The following is a 15,300-nucleotide window of genomic DNA, read 5'->3' as shown; positions in this document are numbered from 1 at the left end:
GTGGGCACGCTTCGCTTTGCCCACCCTACGTTCTGGTCGTGTCGATGGAGCAGCCTGAGGCTCTGTCATTGCTTCGCTGCGCTCGCAATGACAAGACGCGAGAGTGTTTACTCCGCCGGCACGATGCTCGGCGCCAGGATCACCTCAAGGTGCTCGGGGCGGTCGCGGTTGACGTCGGCGAGGTAGTCGTCGGCGACCTTGCGCAGGCGCCGGCTGAGCTCGGCGGAGACGCTGATGCTGTCGAGCTTGGTGTTCTCGTGCACGATGGCCAGGATGGCGTTGATGTGGTGCGTGAACAGCTCGGCCGGCACCCTTTCGAGATCGGGCGCGTGCTCGATGACGCGGCACAGGCTCTCGGCGACTCCCGCCGCGGCCGGGTAGCCGAATGTCGCAGCGTCGCCCTTGATGTCGTGCGCGGCGCGGAACAGCTCGTCGCGCCTGTCCTTGGTGAAGCCGTCATGGCGGATGGCGACGTAGGCGGCGGACAGGCGGTTGACCTCTGTCGTCATCCAGTCCTTGAACTCGCCGGCGAGGCCGGCGAGCGCCTGCTCGGCGCGGCTGACCGGATCGTCCAGGTCCTTTTCTTCGACACGACGCAGAACCCTGCGCAGCGGATTGGGCTGCGTGATGATTTGATGCGTGGCGAAGGCCGTGACCTCGATGTCCTTTGCGCTGTTCTTCGCCATGATACCTGCCTCGCCTGAGACGTTGCGCTAGATGGTGGAGCGGGCCTTGTCGAGCAGCGAGGGCTGCTGCAGCACCTCGTGCTTTTCGCCGACACGGCGCTCGGGGCCCATATAGGCGGAGTTCGTGTTGCGGCGCCGGTCCGGACCGAAATAGGTCTTGGTCTTGATGAAGGGCCGGGGATTGGCGACCACGTTGAGGATGCGCTGATAGAGCCCCTTGGCCGAGATCGGCTTGGCCAGGAATTCGGTGACTCCGGCATCGCGCGCGACCGTGACGCGGCGCTTCTCGGAATGGCCGGTCAGCATGATGATCGGCGCGTAAGGATTGCCCTTGGATTCCGGCTGCCGGATCATCTGCGCGAGCTCGAGCCCGTCGAAGATCGGCATCGCCCAGTCGGTGATGACGATGTCGGGCACGTAGTGGCTGTACATTTCCAGCGCCGTGGCGCCGTCCTCGGCCTCGTAGACTTCGCGCGCGCCGAAGGAATGCAGCAGCGTCCGCAGGATGCGGCGCATGTGCGGATTGTCGTCGCAGACGAGGAAGCGCAGCTTGTTGAAATCGATGCGGAACATGACGCCTGGGCCAGAGCGGTCAACCTTCGTTAACCATATCGTGGCGGGGGTTAACGAAGGGTTGCGACCGGGCGTCCCAAAGCGCCGGTCAAGGCGCCGGGCAGGGGGCTCAGTACCCGAACTGCTCGCGCAAAATACGCTCTTCCAGGCTGTGGCCGGGGTCGAACAGCATGCGCATCGAGATGGTCTTGTCGGACAGCACCTCGACGCGGCGGACGTCGCGCACCTCATCGTGGTCGGCGACCGCGGCGACGGGGCGCTTGTCGCCCTCCAGCACCTCGATCACGACATAGGCCGTGTTGGGCAGCAGCGCGCCGCGCCAGCGGCGGGGGCGGAAGGCGCTGATCGGGGTCAGCGCCAGCAGCGCGGGCGTTGATCGGCAGGATCGGTCCCTGGGCGGACAGGTTGTAGGCGGTCGAGCCTGCCGGTGTCGCCACCATGATGCCGTCGGCGATCAGCTCGGGCATCCGCTCGCGCTCGTCGATCAGGATCCGCAAGCGTGCCGCCTGGTAGGTCTGACGGAACAGCGCGACCTCGTTGATAGCGTGGTGCAGGTGGACGCGGTCGTTGACGTCGGTCGCGCGCATCAGCAGCGGATTGATCTCGGACTCCTGTGCCGCCTCGAGCCGCGCACGCAAATCGTGCGTCGAGTATTCGTTCATCAGGAAGCCGACCGTGCCGCGGTGCATGCCGTAGATCGGCTTTCCCGTGTGCATGTTCTGGTGCAGCGTCTGGAGCATCAACCCGTCGCCGCCGAGCGCGACCACGATGTCGGCTTCGTTCGGGTCGCAATTGCCATAGTCGCTGGTGAGCTGGCCGAAGGCGGCCTGCGCCTCGCTGCTCGGGCTGGCGACGAAGGCGATCCGGTCGTAGCGCGCTGGCTTGGTCATGGCTTCCGGGCAGGGCCGCTGGCTCGAGTAAGTTCCGCCGGGCTCGTCTATACACCCGGGCCTGCATTGTCGAGGATGACCGCCCTTCAAGGCAAACGGGCGGCTGCCGATTCGGGACGAAACCGGGTCGTTTCGAGCCCGATCGGCCTCCTTGGGCGCCCTCGAGTCCACAATCCCCCAAACCGTCGCAATTTTGCGCTAGGCTTTTGGCCTCGCCGGGCTCTCACAGCCGGCAGGGAGAACGATCATGACCACGAGTTTGCCGAGCCGCGCGATCCTGGTGCTGGCGGTGTCGGCCTTCGCGCTTGCGGGCCTTGCGCGTGCGGACGATCCGCCGCAGCCGCGATCTGAGACGGCGGCGCCGGCCGGACAGAAAGGCGGACGCGGCGGCGGCACGCAAAGCGCGCAGCAAGCTTCGCCGTCGGCCGCCGAGCCGCACCGTCTTCCCTCGGATTCGACCACGAAGCAGACGCTCGATCTGCCCGGTCGCACGCTCAACTTCGCCGCAACCGCCGGCTCGATCCGCGTGTTCGATGGCAAGGGCGAGCCGCTGGCCGACATCGCCTACACATCCTATGAGCTCGACGGTTCAGACCGCGCGACGCGTCCCGTGACGTTCCTGTTCAACGGCGGACCCGGCGCGTCCTCGGCATGGCTGCAGTTCGGCGCTGCGGGCCCGTGGCGGCTGCCGCTCGATGGCGAAGCCCTTTCGCCATCGGCCTCGCCCGACGTGAAGCCGAACGCGGAGACCTGGCTTGATTTCACCGATCTCGTCTTCATCGATCCCGTCGGCACCGGCTACAGCCGGTTCGTTGCGACCGGCGAGGACGCGCGCAAGTCCTTCTATTCCGTCGACGGTGACGTCAATGCGATCGCGCTGGTGATCCGCCGCTGGCTCGAGAGGCATGACCGGCTGGTCTCGCCGAAATACGTTGCAGGCGAGAGTTATGGCGGCATTCGCGGGCCGAAGGTGGTGCGCCAGTTGCAGGTCCAGCACGGCGTCGGCGTCAGGGGATTGATCCTGGTGTCGCCGCTGCTCGACTTCCGCGAGTTCACCGGCACCAGCCTCCTGCAATATGTCGCAACGCTGCCGAGCTATGTGGCGGTGGCGCGCGAGGCCAAAGGACCGGTCAAGCGCGCCGATCTCGCCGACGTCGAGGCTTACGCGCGCGGCGAATTCCTGGCCGACCTCGTCAAGGGCGAGGCCGACAAGGAGGCCACCAATCGCCTTGCCGACAAGGTCGCCGAGCTCACCGGCATCGACCGGGCGGTGAGCCGCAGGCTCGCCGGCCGCTTCGACATCGGTGAATTCCGCCGCGAGTTCGACCGCAAGAACGGCAAGGTGACGGGACGCTACGATGCCTCGGTCCGCGGCCTCGATCCCTATCCGGATTCGGGCAATTCGCGTTTCGGCGATCCCTCGGGCGACGCGCTCCAGGCGCCGTTGACGAGCGCCGCGGTGGACGTCCTGACACGCAAGCTCAACTGGCGGCCGGACGGCTCCTATGAAGTCCTCAACGGCGCCGTCGAGGGGCAGTGGGATTTCGGCCGCGGCATCAACCCGCCGCAGTCGGTGTCGGATCTGCGGCAGGTCCTCGCCGCCGACGCGAAGCTGAACGTGCTGGTCGCGCATGGCCTGTTCGATCTCGCCACGCCCTATTTCGGATCCAAGCGGGTGCTCGACCAGTTGCCGGCCTTCGCGACGCAGCGGATCAAGTTCGTCGTCTATCCTGGCGGCCACATGTTCTATTCGCGCGACGGCTCGCGGCAGGCGCTTCGTGGCGAGGTCGAGGGATTGATCAGGGAGTAGGCCGACGCTTGCGCGGTGGATATTGGCGCGCGATCTCGCGGGCGACGACGCTCGCAGGCTTGACGTTGGCGCCGGCGAGCCAGATGTCGCTGACCTTGCCGCGAGCATCGCGGACGCGGCGCACCGGCTCGCCATGACTTGAATGGCCGGCGGCGGCGGCAATCCTGCCGGTATCGCGGCCGGTCACCTCGATCTCGCCGGCATCCATGAACGGATTGTTGAACTGCGGGTTGGCGATGAGCACACGGTCGCCCATCGGCACGAGGTCAGTCGCGCCCCAGATCGTCCACCAGCGGCCGGTCCAGTCGCGTACGCGCCGGTCGGGTGCGCCGCGGGTCTTGAACGTTCGCAGGATCTGCATCGCGCCGTCCATCCAGAACGGCGCAGCGCCGTCGATGGAGTTGCTGATGATGCTGATCGCGAGCTCGCAGGCGGGAATGGCGCAGGTCCGCGAGATATAGCCCTGGAAGTGACCGCCATGGCCGAGCCAGTCCCAGCCGTCGAGCTTGCCGGCGCCGATGCCCAAGCCGTAATAGGCCTCGAAACTCTGCGGGATACGCCAATGATGTCGTGTCATCTCGCGGCGGCTGGCGACCGACAGCACGCTCTTTCTTGCGTTGGGCGCGAGCTGCGCGAAGAAACGCGCCGTATCGGCGGCGGTGGCGGCGAAGCCCGTGGCGGACGCCATCGCGTGTGTGGGATTGTCGCCGGGGATCACGCAGCGCTCGCCCAGCGGCACTTTTCGCGTGTGACCGCGTGCGAACGCCGCACCTTTGGGGAGCGGCGCGTCCGGCTCGGTCTCGCGCAAACCCGCGGGTTCGATGATCTCGCGCTTGATCCAGGCGGTGTAGGGCTCCTTCGTCACCGCTTCGATCACGAGACCGAGCAGGCCAAAGCCGTGATTGGAATATTTGAAGCGCGTGCCGGGCTCGATCGCGGTCGGTAGCTTCAGCTCCGCGAGCAACTCCTCCGCGTTCAGATACGGACGACGATCGATGAACTGGCCGGAATCGGCGCCGTCGCGCGTCAGCCCGGCGCTGTGCGAGAGCAGTTGCGCGATCGTGGTCTCGGCGACGCGCGGATGCAGGCCGCCGACATACTGCCCAACGGAATCGTCGAGTCGAAGCTTGCGCTGCTCGCGCAGCTTCATGATGCCAGCCGAGGTAAAACTCTTGGAGTGCGAGGCGATGCGGCAGCGGTGGCGCGGCGTGAGCTTTTCGCCGGTGTCGAGATTGGCAACGCCAAATGCATGCTCGGCGACGACCTCGCCGCGATGGGCGAATGCGACGATGACGCCCGGCTGCTGGATTGTCGTCTGCTGGAATTCGATCCAGGAGCTGATGTAGTCGATCGCGGATCGCAGCCACGTGTCCATTGCGCACCGATTTGCGAGGGAAGGATTGGTGCGCGAGGCTAGCCGAGAAAGCAGAACCGGCACAACCCCTAGGTTGTGCCGGTTCGCGTCGTTCGGAAACGGGATGGCTTAGTAGACGAGCGTCGCGCCGGTCGGCTTGTCCAGCGCCGCGGCAAGCGAGCGATACTCGGAGCTGTCGGTGCCGGCGAGCGAGGCGATCTTGTTCAGGTGATACTGCGCCTGCTCGCGGTTGCCCTGCTCGAGCTGCCAGAGGCCGTAATACTGCCAGGTGCGGACGTGGTTCGGATCGTCCTTCAGCGCCAGCTCGTAATAGACCTTCGACGACTGGTAGTCGCCGAGCTTGCGATAGGAATAGCCGATCAGATTGGCAACGTCGGCGACTTCGTCGCGCTTGAGCGACTTCAACTGATCGATCGCGCCGGTGTAGTCATGATTGTCGTAGATCGTGGTGTAGGCGGTGCGATAGGCAGCAAGGAATTTCGGATCGCTGACGGACGAGCTCTTCTTCTTGCCCTTCTTGGTCGAAGTGTCCGACTTCGGCGGCGACGAGGGCTCGTCGCTCCCCGCGGCATAGGCGCTGGTCAGCACCGGCCCGGCTGCGAGCGTCATGGCAACGAGCCCCGGCAGCAGAAGCATTGAGAGTTTGCGCATCTAAGTTCTCCCGTATGGAACGTGGCGATCCTACACGATTGCCCGAAGACCGGAACACCCAACGGGCGAAAACATTCCCGCTTCGCACGATCTATTCGCCTCTGGGCAGATGACAAACTTGTCATCCAGATGAACGGAAGCCTGCAACCGGCTTCAGACTGGGTTCAGCGCGCGAGGCCTAGGCTCCCACCTACGATCGAAGGGTTGGCGAGAGGGCGCCCGCCTGAAGATCCTTCCAAGAGGAGATCAACCATGTTGAAGACCATTTCCGCAGCCTTGCTCGCAGCTTCCGTGATCGCAGCCCCGGCCTTCGCCGCCGAGGCCGGCAAGACCACCACGACCGCGCCGGTGATCAAGGCGGACCAGAGCCAGACCAAGGTGTCGAACACCGCCGCGAAACCGGATGCCGGCGTCAAGGCCGACACCAAGGCCGCCGACGTCAAGGCGGACGCCAAGGTCGACACCAAGTCGAAGACGATGAATGCGAACGCCGCGGTCACGCCCGACGAGCACAAGACCGTGCGGACGCATCGCCATCACCACAAGCATCTGTCGGCCAAGAAGTCGCTGAAGGCGCAGCCGGACGCGACCAAGCCGGTGACGACCGAGAAGCGCAGCTAACGACTGATCCCGCGCGGCGGCATCCCTGGCATTGCCCCGCCGCCGCGTGCGGAATTCAGGCCCGGTCCGCTGTCTCGGTGCCTTGCGCGAAAGCGCAAGGCACCGGCGGCGGGCCGGTGCGCCTGCAAGCGAATTCCCTTCGTGCAACCTTGGGGCTAGAACATCTCCGAGTCTGAGCGAGCGGAGAGCGTGACCTGTGGGGCGATTGGCGAAACGTGCGGTGAGCCTGCTATTGATCCTGGCATTGCCGCTGGCGCTCGCAGCGTGTTTCGGCAGCGACGGTGACCGTCCAACCCTGATGGATGGGACCCAGGCTGGAGGTCCTCAGCCTTTTCCCGACAATTTCCGCGGTGACACGCTCGCCCTGATGCGCGCCTATCTGAACAATCCGGTCGGCGTGCGCGAGGCCGACATGGCCGAGCCGGTGTTGCGCGAGCTCGGCGGCCGGCAGTTCTACGTGAGCTGCCTGCGCTTCACGCCCCGCGAGACCGACGGCAGCTACAAGGGCATGCGCGAGCGCGTCGTCGTCTTCGTCAACGGACGGGCCGACCGTGTCCTCGATCGCGCCAGCGAGCTCTGTACCGGTGCGGTTTACGCACCCTTTCCGGAACTGGAAAAGATGATGCGGTAGCGCAAAGCCCGCCTTCATCGGCTGGTGCTAGGACTGCAGTCGCCGGAGCCGCTGGATCACATTTTGGCGAGCTTTGAACGGGGCGGGTTCGCCTTGCGACAGATTGTTACGGCAAGCCTTGCGCAGGCGACAAAACAGCCGGTGCAGGGCAACGTGACGGAACAAAATCGCGATGTTGCCACCCCGTCACAGTAGCGAACGATCAACGTTCCGGCATCGCCGCGAAGCAACCTAATTCACGCCACGTTGTTTCCTGAGTGTCGAATTTGAAAGAACGGGGATGATCATGAAAACGATCTTGCTGGGCGCAGTCGCTCTGCTTGCGCTGGCCGCGCCGGCCGCAGCGGCCGACATGCAGCCGCGCGCCTATACCAAGGCACCGGCCTATACGCCGCCGCAGGTGATCTACAACTGGACCGGGTTCTACATCGGCGGCCATGTTGGCGGCGCGTTCGCCGGCGACAGCAGCTTCCAGTCGAGCGACGCCCGCTTCCTCGGCGGTGTGCAGGGTGGCTTCGACTACCAGTTCGCGCCCAATTGGGTCGTCGGTGTCGAGGCCCAGTATTCCTGGCTGCCGACCAACAACAACGGTGTCACGTTCCCACTGGGAACGCAGGTGACGTCCAATACCGACCAGCTCGGGTCGGTGACAGGCCGGATCGGCTACACCTGGGGTCCGGCGCTGGTCTACGCCAAGGGTGGTTACGCCTGGCGCAATGGCGGCCTTGGCGTCAACGTCGCCGGCGTGCCGCAGGGCTTCACCGCCACCGGTAACAACAAGGACGGCTACACCGTCGGTGCCGGCCTCGAATACATGTTCGCGCCGAGCTGGTCGGCCAAGGCCGAGTACCAGTACTACAATTTCGGTAGCACCACCTTCACCTCCGGGCCGGCCGACATCGTCGGCGTCCGCGGCCGGGAGGACGAGCATACCGTCAAGGTCGGTGTGAACTACCGCTTCGGCTGGGGTGGTCCGTCAGCCTCGCGCTACTGACCCGCCAGCGGCAATCCCAGTTCCGACAAAGGCCGGCTCCCGCCGGCCTTTTCGTATGCCGGCCCGTGCTGGCGGCCGGTTCTTTGCTTTGCGTGAACCATCTGGCGCGTCATTTGCAAGCAAACATTCCGGCGCGCGCCTTCTCACGCGTGTCATGGGGCTGGCGTAAAGCAAAAATAATTTTTGCCGCTTACGGAACTCGCGCTCCGGAACGCGTTATATGAGAATTATCGGGCTGGTGGGACGACGGTCATGCGTATCTTGGTGTCGGCAGCGGTGCTCGTGTGCTTCGTCGGCGGGCCGTGCACTGCTCAAACAATCCTCAAATCCGAGCCTCTGATGCTGGCACCTTACGAGGTGGCCTTCGTCAAGGACGCCTCCTGTCCGTCCGGCAAGGTGTTGAAGGTCACCGGTGCGATCCGCGGGCTGCACCGCCGCAAGGCCTGCGTGGCGCTGGCCGGCGAGCAGGCATCGCTGGCGACCGCGACGCCCTGAACCCCGGCTTCCGGCCCGACCTTACAAATTCAACTGAAGCTCTATCCTGGACTGGCGCTCGGCCTCCGCCTTGTTCGTGGCGGGGTCCTCGCCCTGCGCTGCCCGGCAGGGCTTAATCTCGTAGTCGTTGTCGAGCACACGCCGCGGCCCGGCACGGTTGTCGTCGGCGCTGACATCCACGACGAGACCGCTCCGCTGCGCCAATTTCCAGACGTCGGACTCATCAGGATAGGCCTTGCTGATCTGGGCATCGTTGCAAAACAGGGCGTAGGGCATTCTTCCCGCTCCCGGAAAGCGCGTTAACGACTTCAATGGCGAGGGGTTCCGGCCGGCGGTTGATCACGGCGCCGTGATCGCGGTGCCCGGGGTCCTTGAGTCGTAAACGAGTCCTGAATCTCCAAAAAAAGAATCCCTGGGACTCTCCGGCCGGAATCAGCGGATGTTTTCGGCCATGACGAGCGACCTGAAAACCTCCTGCGGGCACATGCTCCTGCCGCTGACAGTGGCGCTGCTCGGCGCCTGCGCAGCCAATCTCTGGCTGGTTTGGTCCTGGCTGTAGGTCGCCAGACGGACGGCCTGCCTTACTTGGCGGCCGGTGGAGGAGGGCCGGCGTCGCGGATGGCGGCGCGGACTTTTGTCAGGGTCGCCGCGCAATATTCCTCGCGCTCGCGCTCGAACCGCTCCTGATGCTTGCGGAAATTTGCGATCCTGGCCTGCATCTCGGTACGGAAATCGCCACCCGTGCGGGGCGGCGGGACCTGGACGGGCCGAGCTTGAGGGGCGGGCGGAGATACGGCCGGTGGCGGGTCGGTTTCGATCGCGATGGCCTGCACGGTCACGATTTCCGTGGTCACCGCGAATGCAGCAGGCGGGCTTTCCGGCGGATGGAGGTCATCCTTCTTGCCGGTTACCGATTGGACGAAGGCCAGTGTCTGCGCGATCAATGCGTCGCGCTCTCGGATCCACTTCATGGGCCACCCCCCGTTAGGGGTACTCCACCAAAGCTCGAGGGACGAATCAAGAAGATATCCTCCGAGGGATTGCATATTTTTCCCGGTCGCCCGACAGTGGGCGGATGGATGCCGGAAAAGAGCAGGCGGATGAAGCCGAAGGATTGAGGCTCGTTCGCGCGTTCCTGTCGCTGCCGCCCGACAAGCGGGCGGAGGTGATCGCGTTCGCCGAGGAATTGGCGCGGGCCCATGGCCAGCCCGGGGAGGGCGAGGGCACGTCTCCGAAGGGCACATCCCAGAGGTGAGTGCTATCGCTCTCGCGGGTTGACGTTGGGCACGAAGGGCGCACCGACCACCCGGACCGCCGCCGGGGCTGCGGCCTCGACCGGCCTGCTGTCGGCGACCTGCCTCTCCGGAGCCTGTCCAAAGACGGGCTCGTACAGCGCAAGAGCGCCGGCTACGACGACGCAGCACAGCGTCACCGCCCCCAGCAAGAATATGTCTCGATGGTCTGCCCTGATCCGCATGGGGCAAGAACGAGCGACGTACGTGCTTGGTTCCGCACCAGATCGGCGACGTGGCCAGGACGGTCGAAGAGTTCAAGTCCAACGGACTCGAAGTGGAGCGGCTCAAGGCGGCGCAGGCCGAAGCCGAGAAGCAGGCGGCCGAGCAGCGTCGCCGCGACATGGTCCGTGCAGTCGGTTGCTACCGCCACGGAAGAGCTGTCCTCCTCGGTCAACGAGATCAGCCTGCAGATTTCCGGCATCCAGACCGCGACCCAGGAATCGGTGAACGCGATCCGCGACATCTCCGCGACGATCGAGCGGCTCTCGGAAGTGTCCTCGACCATTCCCGCGGCGGTCGAGGAGCAGGGCGCCGCGACTCAGGAGATCTCGCGCAACGTGCAGCAGGCCGCCCACGGCACCCAGCAGATCTCCTCGAACGTCACCGACGTGCAGCGCGGCGCGGCCGAAACCGGCTCGGCCTCCTTGCAGGTGCTCTCGACCGCAAAGATGCTGGCGACCGACAGCAACCGGCTGAAGGACGAAGTCGGAAAATTCCTCCGGACGGTGCGTGCCGCCTGAGTCCGCGCGGCGGCATCCGCCGCGCCAAGAGTCTCTATTGCGGCAGCAGCAACGCTAGCGCGATGACGAACAGCATGGCCGTCATGACGACGGCCGTAATCGCGCCGGCGGCGATCCTGGCCTTCTCTTTGGGCGTGGTAGGGCGCATCGGGTGCGCATGCTACCTGATGTTGAATTCTGATCCAATCTGTGATCAGTAGCCGTCCCCGCGGCGTTCGGCGTCCGCGCCCCTTCGAAGGCAGCCCATGACCGACGATGTCGACGACGGCTGGGCCGCGTCCGCGGCCGCCTGGATCATCGAGCAGGGTGAGGACGGCGACTACGGCCGCCGCTTCGTGCTGGATGCGCCGATGCGCGCGCGGATCGAGGGCCGCGGTTTCCGCAATGCGCTCGACGTCGGCTGCGGGGAGGGACGCTTCTGCCGCATCATGCAGCGCGCCGGCATCCGCACCACCGGCATCGATCCGACCGAGGCGCTACTCGCGCGCGCTAGGGAGCTCGACCCCCGCGGGGATTATCGGCTCGGTCGTGCCGAGACGATGGATATCGATGCGTGTTTCGATCTGGTGGTCAGCTATCTCAGCCTGATTGACATTCCCGATCTCGGTACGGCGATCGCGAAGATGGTGGGGGCGCTCCGGCCGGGCGGCACGCTGCTCATCGCCAATCTGACCAGCTTCAACACCGCGGGCCAGCCCGACGGCTGGGCACGTGACCGCAAGGGCGAGATGCGCTTCGCCATCGATCACTACATGGACGAGCGCCCGATCTGGCTGAGCTGGCGCGGCATCCGGCTCCAGAACTGGCATCGTCCGCTCGGCACCTACATGACGCTGCTGCTCGACCACGGCCTCCAGCTGCGACTGTTTGTCGAACCGGAGCCCACAAGCGGCGACCCCCGCAGAAACGACCTTCATCGCCGGGTGCCCTACTTTCACATGATGGAGTGGCAGAAGCCGGCTTGAGTGGAAAGGCCTGTGATTTCTGACGCGACGTTTCGCGTGTAGACTGCGCTCGCGATGGAATCTGGATTTGGAAGCGTCCGATGATCCCCAACCGTCCGCCCGTGCTCGCCCACGAACGCTTTGCTGCCGACCGCGAGAATTTTGCCGGCCTCGATCTCGCCGCGCGGTTCGAGCGGATCGAGAAAACGAACCTGTGGGGCGCGGCCAGCTCGGTCTCGGGCCTCGGCTCGGAGGATCCCGCCACGGCCGCGATCCGGGACGTGCTTCCTGCACTGCTGCAACGGCTCGGCGCGCGCTCGCTGCTGGATGCGCCCTGCGGCGATGCGGGCTGGATCGGCCGCATGAAGCTCGATCTCGACTACACCGGCATCGACATCGTGCCGTCGCTGATCGAGGCCAACAAAGAGCGTGTGGCGCGCGGTGAATTGTCCGGCCGCTTTCTCATTGCAGACATCACGCGCGATGCGCTGCCGGCCGTCGACCTGATCCTGTGCCGTGACTGCTTGGTTCATTTGAGCTTCGATAACATCGCTCGCGCCGTCACGAACTTTCGTGCGAGCGGCGCGCGCTTCCTGCTGGTCACGACGTTTCCCGAATGGGATGCAAATCGCGACTGCGAGGACGGCGACTGGCGCGCGCTGAACATGGCGACGGCGCCGTTCAACTGGCCGGCGCCGCGCGAACTGATCAACGAGCGCTGCGAGGAGGGCGGCGGTGGCTGGCGCGACAAGAGCCTCGGGCTCTGGCGGCTGGATGAATTGCCCGATCGCATCCGCATTGCCACGGGGATGTGACGGACGCACGCGGGACGCCCGTTGCCTCCGCGAATGCCGTCGCGCTACACTTTGGGTTGCATGAAGCCATCTCGCGTTGCGGTGACGATTCCGGAGCACGCCATGAGACCGAGTGTTGCGATTGCCGCCATGCTGATCTGGTGCTGCGCGCCGGCGCTGGCGCAGCAGGAGGGCGCTGCGCTCTACGCAAGCCACTGCGCGCAATGTCACGATGGCGGCGATGCCCAAAGCCGTGTGCCGGGCCGTAGCGCCATGCAGGGAATGTCGTTCGATCATGTGCTGGGGACACTGACCACCGGCAGCATGGCAGCGATGGCGAAGGAGCGCAGCGACGAGGAACGCCGCGCGATTGCTTCCTTCGTCACTGGCAAGACTGCGACCGGCGGCGTCGCAGCCGATGCGGAAGGACGCTGCACGCAGCAGGTCCGCGGCTTTCCAGAGCCGCTTGACGGTCCACGCTGGAACGGGTGGGGCGTCGACGCTGGCAACAGCCGCTTCCAGCCGGCCGACATGGCGGGGCTGACCGCGGAAGAGGTGCCGCGCCTGCGGCTGAAATGGGCTTACGCCTTTCCCGGCGCCTCGGTGTCCTTTGCGCCGCCGACGATCATGGGCGGCCTGCTGTTCATCGGCGGCACCGACCGCAAGGTGCACGCGCTCGATGCGCGAAGCGGCTGCACGCTGTGGACATTCGCGACCGATGCCGCGGTGCGCGCAGCGATCAGCTTCGCGCCGCTTCCCGGCACCGATCAGTTCGTGATCTTCTTCGGTGACTTGCGCGCCAATGCCTATGCCGTGAACGCGCTGACCGGTGCACTGATCTGGAAAACGAAGGTCGAGGAGCATCCGGCCGCGCGCATCACAGGCGCGCCGACGCTGCACTCCGGCGTGCTCTACGTCCCGGTGTCCTCGCTCGAGGAGGCCGCCGGCTCGCAAGCCAGTTACGAATGCTGCACATTCCGCGGCAGCGTGGTGGCGCTGGAGGCTGTGACCGGCAAGCCGGTGTGGCAGGCCTACACGATCCCGGAAGTGCCGCATCCGACCGGCAAGAATACGAAAGGCACGCAGCTGTTCGGCCCGTCCGGCGCCGCGGTGTGGTCGGCACCGACGGTCGATCCGAAGCGCAACGCCGTCTACGTCGCGACCAGCAATTCCTACTCGAATCCGCCGGCCGCAACCGCCGATGCGATCCTCGCGTTCGAGCTTGCGACCGGAAAGCTGCTCTGGAAGCAGCAGGCGACCCCGAAGGACGCCTTCATCGTGGCATGCTACGGCGCGGACAGGACCAATTGTCCTGACGAGCACGGCCCCGATCACGATTTCGGCCAGTCGCCGATCCTCGTGACCTTGCGCGATGGCAGGCGTGTTCTTGCCATCGCGCAGAAGTCCGGTGTCGTGCATGCGCTCGACCCGGATGATGGCGGCAAGATCCTGTGGCAGACGCGGATCGGGAAGGGCGGTGCGCTCGGCGGCAGCGAATGGGGCTCGGCCGCCGATCAGGACCGCATCTACGTCGCGAACTCCGACGTGCGTTTCCTGCACGATGGCACGCGGCGGCTGGATTCCACCCAAGGTGGAGGCCTGTTCGGTCTCGATCTCGCCAGCGGGAAAATTGCGATGGAAGTGCCTCCCGTCGCCTGCGGCGATCGCCTCCAATGCAGCCCCGCGCTGTCGGCGGCGGTCAGCCTGATCCCCGGCGTCGTGTTCTCCGGCGGCGTCAGCGGCTTCCTGCGCGCCTACGCCACAGCCGATGGCAAGCTGCTGTGGGAGTTCGATACCGCGCGAGACTATACGGCCGTGAACGGCGTCCCCGCCCATGGCGGCGCGATCGACGGCCCCGGGCCGGTCATCGCCGGCGGCATGCTCTACACCAATTCCGGCTACGGCCAGTGGAGCGGCGTGGCCGGCAACGTGCTGCTGGCGTTCGAGGTCGGGAAGGAGTGAGGGCGAGCATAGGTGCATCGCTCCACCAACTCGTCATCGCGAGCGTAGCGAAACAACCGCAAAGTCTTTCCGCGATGACAGTCTGGATTGCTTCGCTGCGCTCGCAGTGACGGAGCAAGATGAGAAGTCATGGTCAATCCAACTCGCATCTCAAACACGGGCACAGCTCTTTCGTAGCGCGCTCCAAGCAGCGGAATGCGGGAACACCGTCCCGTATTGCGCTCCACTCCATCCGGGCCGCAGGACCCGCCGGCCAACCCAGAGGAAGGAATTTCGATGATCGACGCCCGATGTAATTGCGGCGCTCTTGCGCTGTCGCTTCCGGGGCCATCAAGCCTCGTCGCTGCCTGCCATTGCATTGACTGCCAGCGGCGAACAGGCGCGCCGTTCGGTGTCGGTGCCTTCTATCCGGCAGAGGCCGTCACGATCTCAGGCGCGTCGAAGGAATACGTCCGCACAGCCGCAAGCGGCGGCAAGGTCCGCAACTATTTTTGTCCCGACTGCGGTTCAACGGTCTGGTGGAAACCCGACAATCTGCCTGCGATGATCGGCGTCGCCGTTGGCGCCATCGCGGATCCAAACTATCCGGCACCGATCAGATCGGTTTTCGAGCAGTCGAAACATGCCTGGGTGGAAATCACCGGCGCCCAGCATTTCCAGCAGAGCAGCGCGCAGAAGAATTCGGACTGAGTGCTCCCGCCTCGAGCGCTGGTGCCGGCTGAGGGGATTGAACCCCCGACCTTCGGTTTACAAAACCGCTGCTCTACCGCTGAGCTAAGCCGGCGACGCGGGGCAGGGCTCGGCATGTGCCGGAGCTGTCCGCCCGCTCGGGCGTCGCA

General features: G+C 65.4%; 16 protein-coding genes, 1 tRNA gene and 2 pseudogenes. 11 read left to right on the top strand and 8 right to left on the bottom strand.

From position 1 onward, the window contains the following. Positions 1-107: 107 nt before the first annotated feature. The 3 genes and pseudogenes from BJA_RS27905 to BJA_RS27895 all read right to left on the bottom strand — a co-directional run bounded on the left by BJA_RS27905 (position 108) and on the right by BJA_RS27895 (position 2,149). Positions 108-686, bottom strand: coding sequence for an Hpt domain-containing protein (locus BJA_RS27905; protein ID WP_011088266.1), 579 nt, complete (start codon positions 684-686; stop codon positions 108-110). 27 nt (positions 687-713) lie between these two features. After that, positions 714-1,259: a response regulator gene (locus tag BJA_RS27900; protein ID WP_011088265.1), complete on the bottom strand. Its 546-nt coding sequence runs from the start codon at positions 1,257-1,259 to the stop codon at positions 714-716. 109 nt (positions 1,260-1,368) lie between these two features. Further along, positions 1,369-2,149, bottom strand: a pseudogene (locus BJA_RS27895) (NAD kinase). Positions 2,150-2,396: 247 nt separating this feature from the next. On the opposite strand from BJA_RS27895, the gene BJA_RS27890 reads away from it, so the two are divergent. Continuing rightward, positions 2,397-3,959, top strand: coding sequence for a S10 family peptidase (locus BJA_RS27890; protein WP_011088262.1), 1,563 nt, complete (start codon positions 2,397-2,399; stop codon positions 3,957-3,959). On the opposite strand, the gene BJA_RS27885 is transcribed toward BJA_RS27890, so the two are convergent. Both BJA_RS27885 and BJA_RS27880 read right to left on the bottom strand, forming a co-directional pair. Beyond that, entirely contained in the window at positions 3,949-5,334 is a 1,386-nt protein-coding gene (locus BJA_RS27885; protein ID WP_038967518.1) for a serine hydrolase domain-containing protein, read from the bottom strand. The two genes, BJA_RS27890 and BJA_RS27885, sit on opposite strands and share 11 nt — an antisense overlap. A gap of 108 nt (positions 5,335-5,442) precedes the next feature. Beyond that, on the bottom strand, positions 5,443-5,985 hold the full coding sequence (locus BJA_RS27880) for a tetratricopeptide repeat protein (protein WP_011088260.1): 543 nt from the start codon (positions 5,983-5,985) through the stop codon (positions 5,443-5,445). A gap of 252 nt (positions 5,986-6,237) precedes the next feature. On the opposite strand from BJA_RS27880, the gene BJA_RS27875 reads away from it, so the two are divergent. The 4 genes from BJA_RS27875 to BJA_RS43895 all read left to right on the top strand — a co-directional run bounded on the left by BJA_RS27875 (position 6,238) and on the right by BJA_RS43895 (position 8,726). Next, on the top strand, positions 6,238-6,606 hold the full coding sequence (locus BJA_RS27875) for a His-rich protein BRANT (RefSeq protein WP_028175882.1): 369 nt from the start codon (positions 6,238-6,240) through the stop codon (positions 6,604-6,606). Positions 6,607-6,802: 196 nt separating this feature from the next. Beyond that, the gene (locus tag BJA_RS27870; RefSeq protein WP_193373137.1) at positions 6,803-7,237 is read left to right on the top strand and encodes a hypothetical protein; all 435 of its coding nucleotides are present in this window, start codon (positions 6,803-6,805) and stop codon (positions 7,235-7,237) included. A gap of 286 nt (positions 7,238-7,523) precedes the next feature. Beyond that, a complete protein-coding gene (locus BJA_RS27865; protein WP_028175884.1) occupies positions 7,524-8,231 on the top strand; it encodes an outer membrane protein in 708 nt (235 codons plus the stop codon). A gap of 252 nt (positions 8,232-8,483) precedes the next feature. Further along, on the top strand, positions 8,484-8,726 hold the full coding sequence (locus BJA_RS43895) for a DUF6719 family protein (protein WP_011088257.1): 243 nt from the start codon (positions 8,484-8,486) through the stop codon (positions 8,724-8,726). A 21-nt stretch (positions 8,727-8,747) separates the two neighbouring features. Here BJA_RS43895 and BJA_RS27855 read toward each other — a convergent pair whose 3' ends face one another. Then, positions 8,748-9,002 carry a hypothetical protein gene (locus tag BJA_RS27855; protein ID WP_011088256.1) on the bottom strand — a complete coding sequence of 85 codons (255 nt, stop codon included), beginning with the start codon at positions 9,000-9,002 and terminating at the stop codon, positions 8,748-8,750. A gap of 305 nt (positions 9,003-9,307) precedes the next feature. Further along, on the bottom strand, positions 9,308-9,697 hold the full coding sequence (locus BJA_RS27850; RefSeq protein ID WP_038967517.1) for a hypothetical protein: 390 nt from the start codon (positions 9,695-9,697) through the stop codon (positions 9,308-9,310). Between the two features lie 104 nt (positions 9,698-9,801). Here BJA_RS27850 and BJA_RS27845 point away from each other — a divergent pair, with 104 nt between their 5' ends. The 6 genes and pseudogenes from BJA_RS27845 to BJA_RS27820 all read left to right on the top strand — a co-directional run bounded on the left by BJA_RS27845 (position 9,802) and on the right by BJA_RS27820 (position 15,151). Next, positions 9,802-9,981, top strand: a complete 180-nt coding sequence (locus BJA_RS27845; protein ID WP_028175886.1) for a hypothetical protein — start codon at positions 9,802-9,804, stop codon at positions 9,979-9,981. Positions 9,982-10,241: 260 nt separating this feature from the next. After that, a pseudogene (locus tag BJA_RS44075) lies at positions 10,242-10,761 on the top strand (methyl-accepting chemotaxis protein); the annotation flags it as partial. A gap of 245 nt (positions 10,762-11,006) precedes the next feature. Beyond that, the gene (locus BJA_RS27835; RefSeq protein WP_011088254.1) at positions 11,007-11,726 is read left to right on the top strand and encodes a class I SAM-dependent methyltransferase; all 720 of its coding nucleotides are present in this window, start codon (positions 11,007-11,009) and stop codon (positions 11,724-11,726) included. A gap of 80 nt (positions 11,727-11,806) precedes the next feature. Then, the gene (locus tag BJA_RS27830) at positions 11,807-12,520 is read left to right on the top strand and encodes a class I SAM-dependent methyltransferase (RefSeq protein ID WP_011088253.1); all 714 of its coding nucleotides are present in this window, start codon (positions 11,807-11,809) and stop codon (positions 12,518-12,520) included. 102 nt (positions 12,521-12,622) lie between these two features. Further along, positions 12,623-14,461 (top strand): PQQ-binding-like beta-propeller repeat protein, encoded by a 1,839-nt coding sequence (locus BJA_RS27825; RefSeq protein WP_038967515.1) that lies wholly within the window; start codon positions 12,623-12,625, stop codon positions 14,459-14,461. Between the two features lie 276 nt (positions 14,462-14,737). Beyond that, entirely contained in the window at positions 14,738-15,151 is a 414-nt protein-coding gene (locus BJA_RS27820) for a GFA family protein (RefSeq protein WP_038967514.1), read from the top strand. 19 nt (positions 15,152-15,170) lie between these two features. On the opposite strand, the gene BJA_RS27815 is transcribed toward BJA_RS27820, so the two are convergent. Then, a tRNA-Thr gene (locus tag BJA_RS27815) sits at positions 15,171-15,245 on the bottom strand. Between the last annotated feature and the right edge of the window lie 55 nt (positions 15,246-15,300).

It is taken from the genome of Bradyrhizobium diazoefficiens USDA 110 (genome assembly GCF_000011365.1).
Classification (GTDB): domain Bacteria; phylum Pseudomonadota; class Alphaproteobacteria; order Rhizobiales; family Xanthobacteraceae; genus Bradyrhizobium; species Bradyrhizobium diazoefficiens.
The sequence above is the reverse complement of the archived record's forward strand: the minus strand, read 5'-3'. Positions and strand labels throughout refer to the sequence as shown.

Bases quoted from the DNA above. Each gene is read 5' to 3' on its own strand.
- BJA_RS27905 (WP_011088266.1), bottom strand. From the start codon at position 686: ATGGCGAAGAACAGCGCAAAGGACATCGAGGTCACGGCCTTCGCCACG.
- BJA_RS27900 (WP_011088265.1), bottom strand. From the start codon at position 1,259: ATGTTCCGCATCGATTTCAACAAGCTGCGCTTCCTCGTCTGCGACGAC.
- BJA_RS27890 (WP_011088262.1), top strand. From the start codon at position 2,397: ATGACCACGAGTTTGCCGAGCCGCGCGATCCTGGTGCTGGCGGTGTCG.
- BJA_RS27885 (WP_038967518.1), bottom strand. From the start codon at position 5,334: ATGGACACGTGGCTGCGATCCGCGATCGACTACATCAGCTCCTGGATC.
- BJA_RS27880 (WP_011088260.1), bottom strand. From the start codon at position 5,985: ATGCGCAAACTCTCAATGCTTCTGCTGCCGGGGCTCGTTGCCATGACG.
- BJA_RS27875 (WP_028175882.1), top strand. From the start codon at position 6,238: ATGTTGAAGACCATTTCCGCAGCCTTGCTCGCAGCTTCCGTGATCGCA.
- BJA_RS27865 (WP_028175884.1), top strand. From the start codon at position 7,524: ATGAAAACGATCTTGCTGGGCGCAGTCGCTCTGCTTGCGCTGGCCGCG.
- BJA_RS43895 (WP_011088257.1), top strand. From the start codon at position 8,484: ATGCGTATCTTGGTGTCGGCAGCGGTGCTCGTGTGCTTCGTCGGCGGG.
- BJA_RS27855 (WP_011088256.1), bottom strand. From the start codon at position 9,002: ATGCCCTACGCCCTGTTTTGCAACGATGCCCAGATCAGCAAGGCCTAT.
- BJA_RS27850 (WP_038967517.1), bottom strand. From the start codon at position 9,697: ATGAAGTGGATCCGAGAGCGCGACGCATTGATCGCGCAGACACTGGCC.
- BJA_RS27845 (WP_028175886.1), top strand. From the start codon at position 9,802: ATGGATGCCGGAAAAGAGCAGGCGGATGAAGCCGAAGGATTGAGGCTC.
- BJA_RS27835 (WP_011088254.1), top strand. From the start codon at position 11,007: ATGACCGACGATGTCGACGACGGCTGGGCCGCGTCCGCGGCCGCCTGG.
- BJA_RS27830 (WP_011088253.1), top strand. From the start codon at position 11,807: ATGATCCCCAACCGTCCGCCCGTGCTCGCCCACGAACGCTTTGCTGCC.
- BJA_RS27825 (WP_038967515.1), top strand. From the start codon at position 12,623: ATGAGACCGAGTGTTGCGATTGCCGCCATGCTGATCTGGTGCTGCGCG.
- BJA_RS27820 (WP_038967514.1), top strand. From the start codon at position 14,738: ATGATCGACGCCCGATGTAATTGCGGCGCTCTTGCGCTGTCGCTTCCG.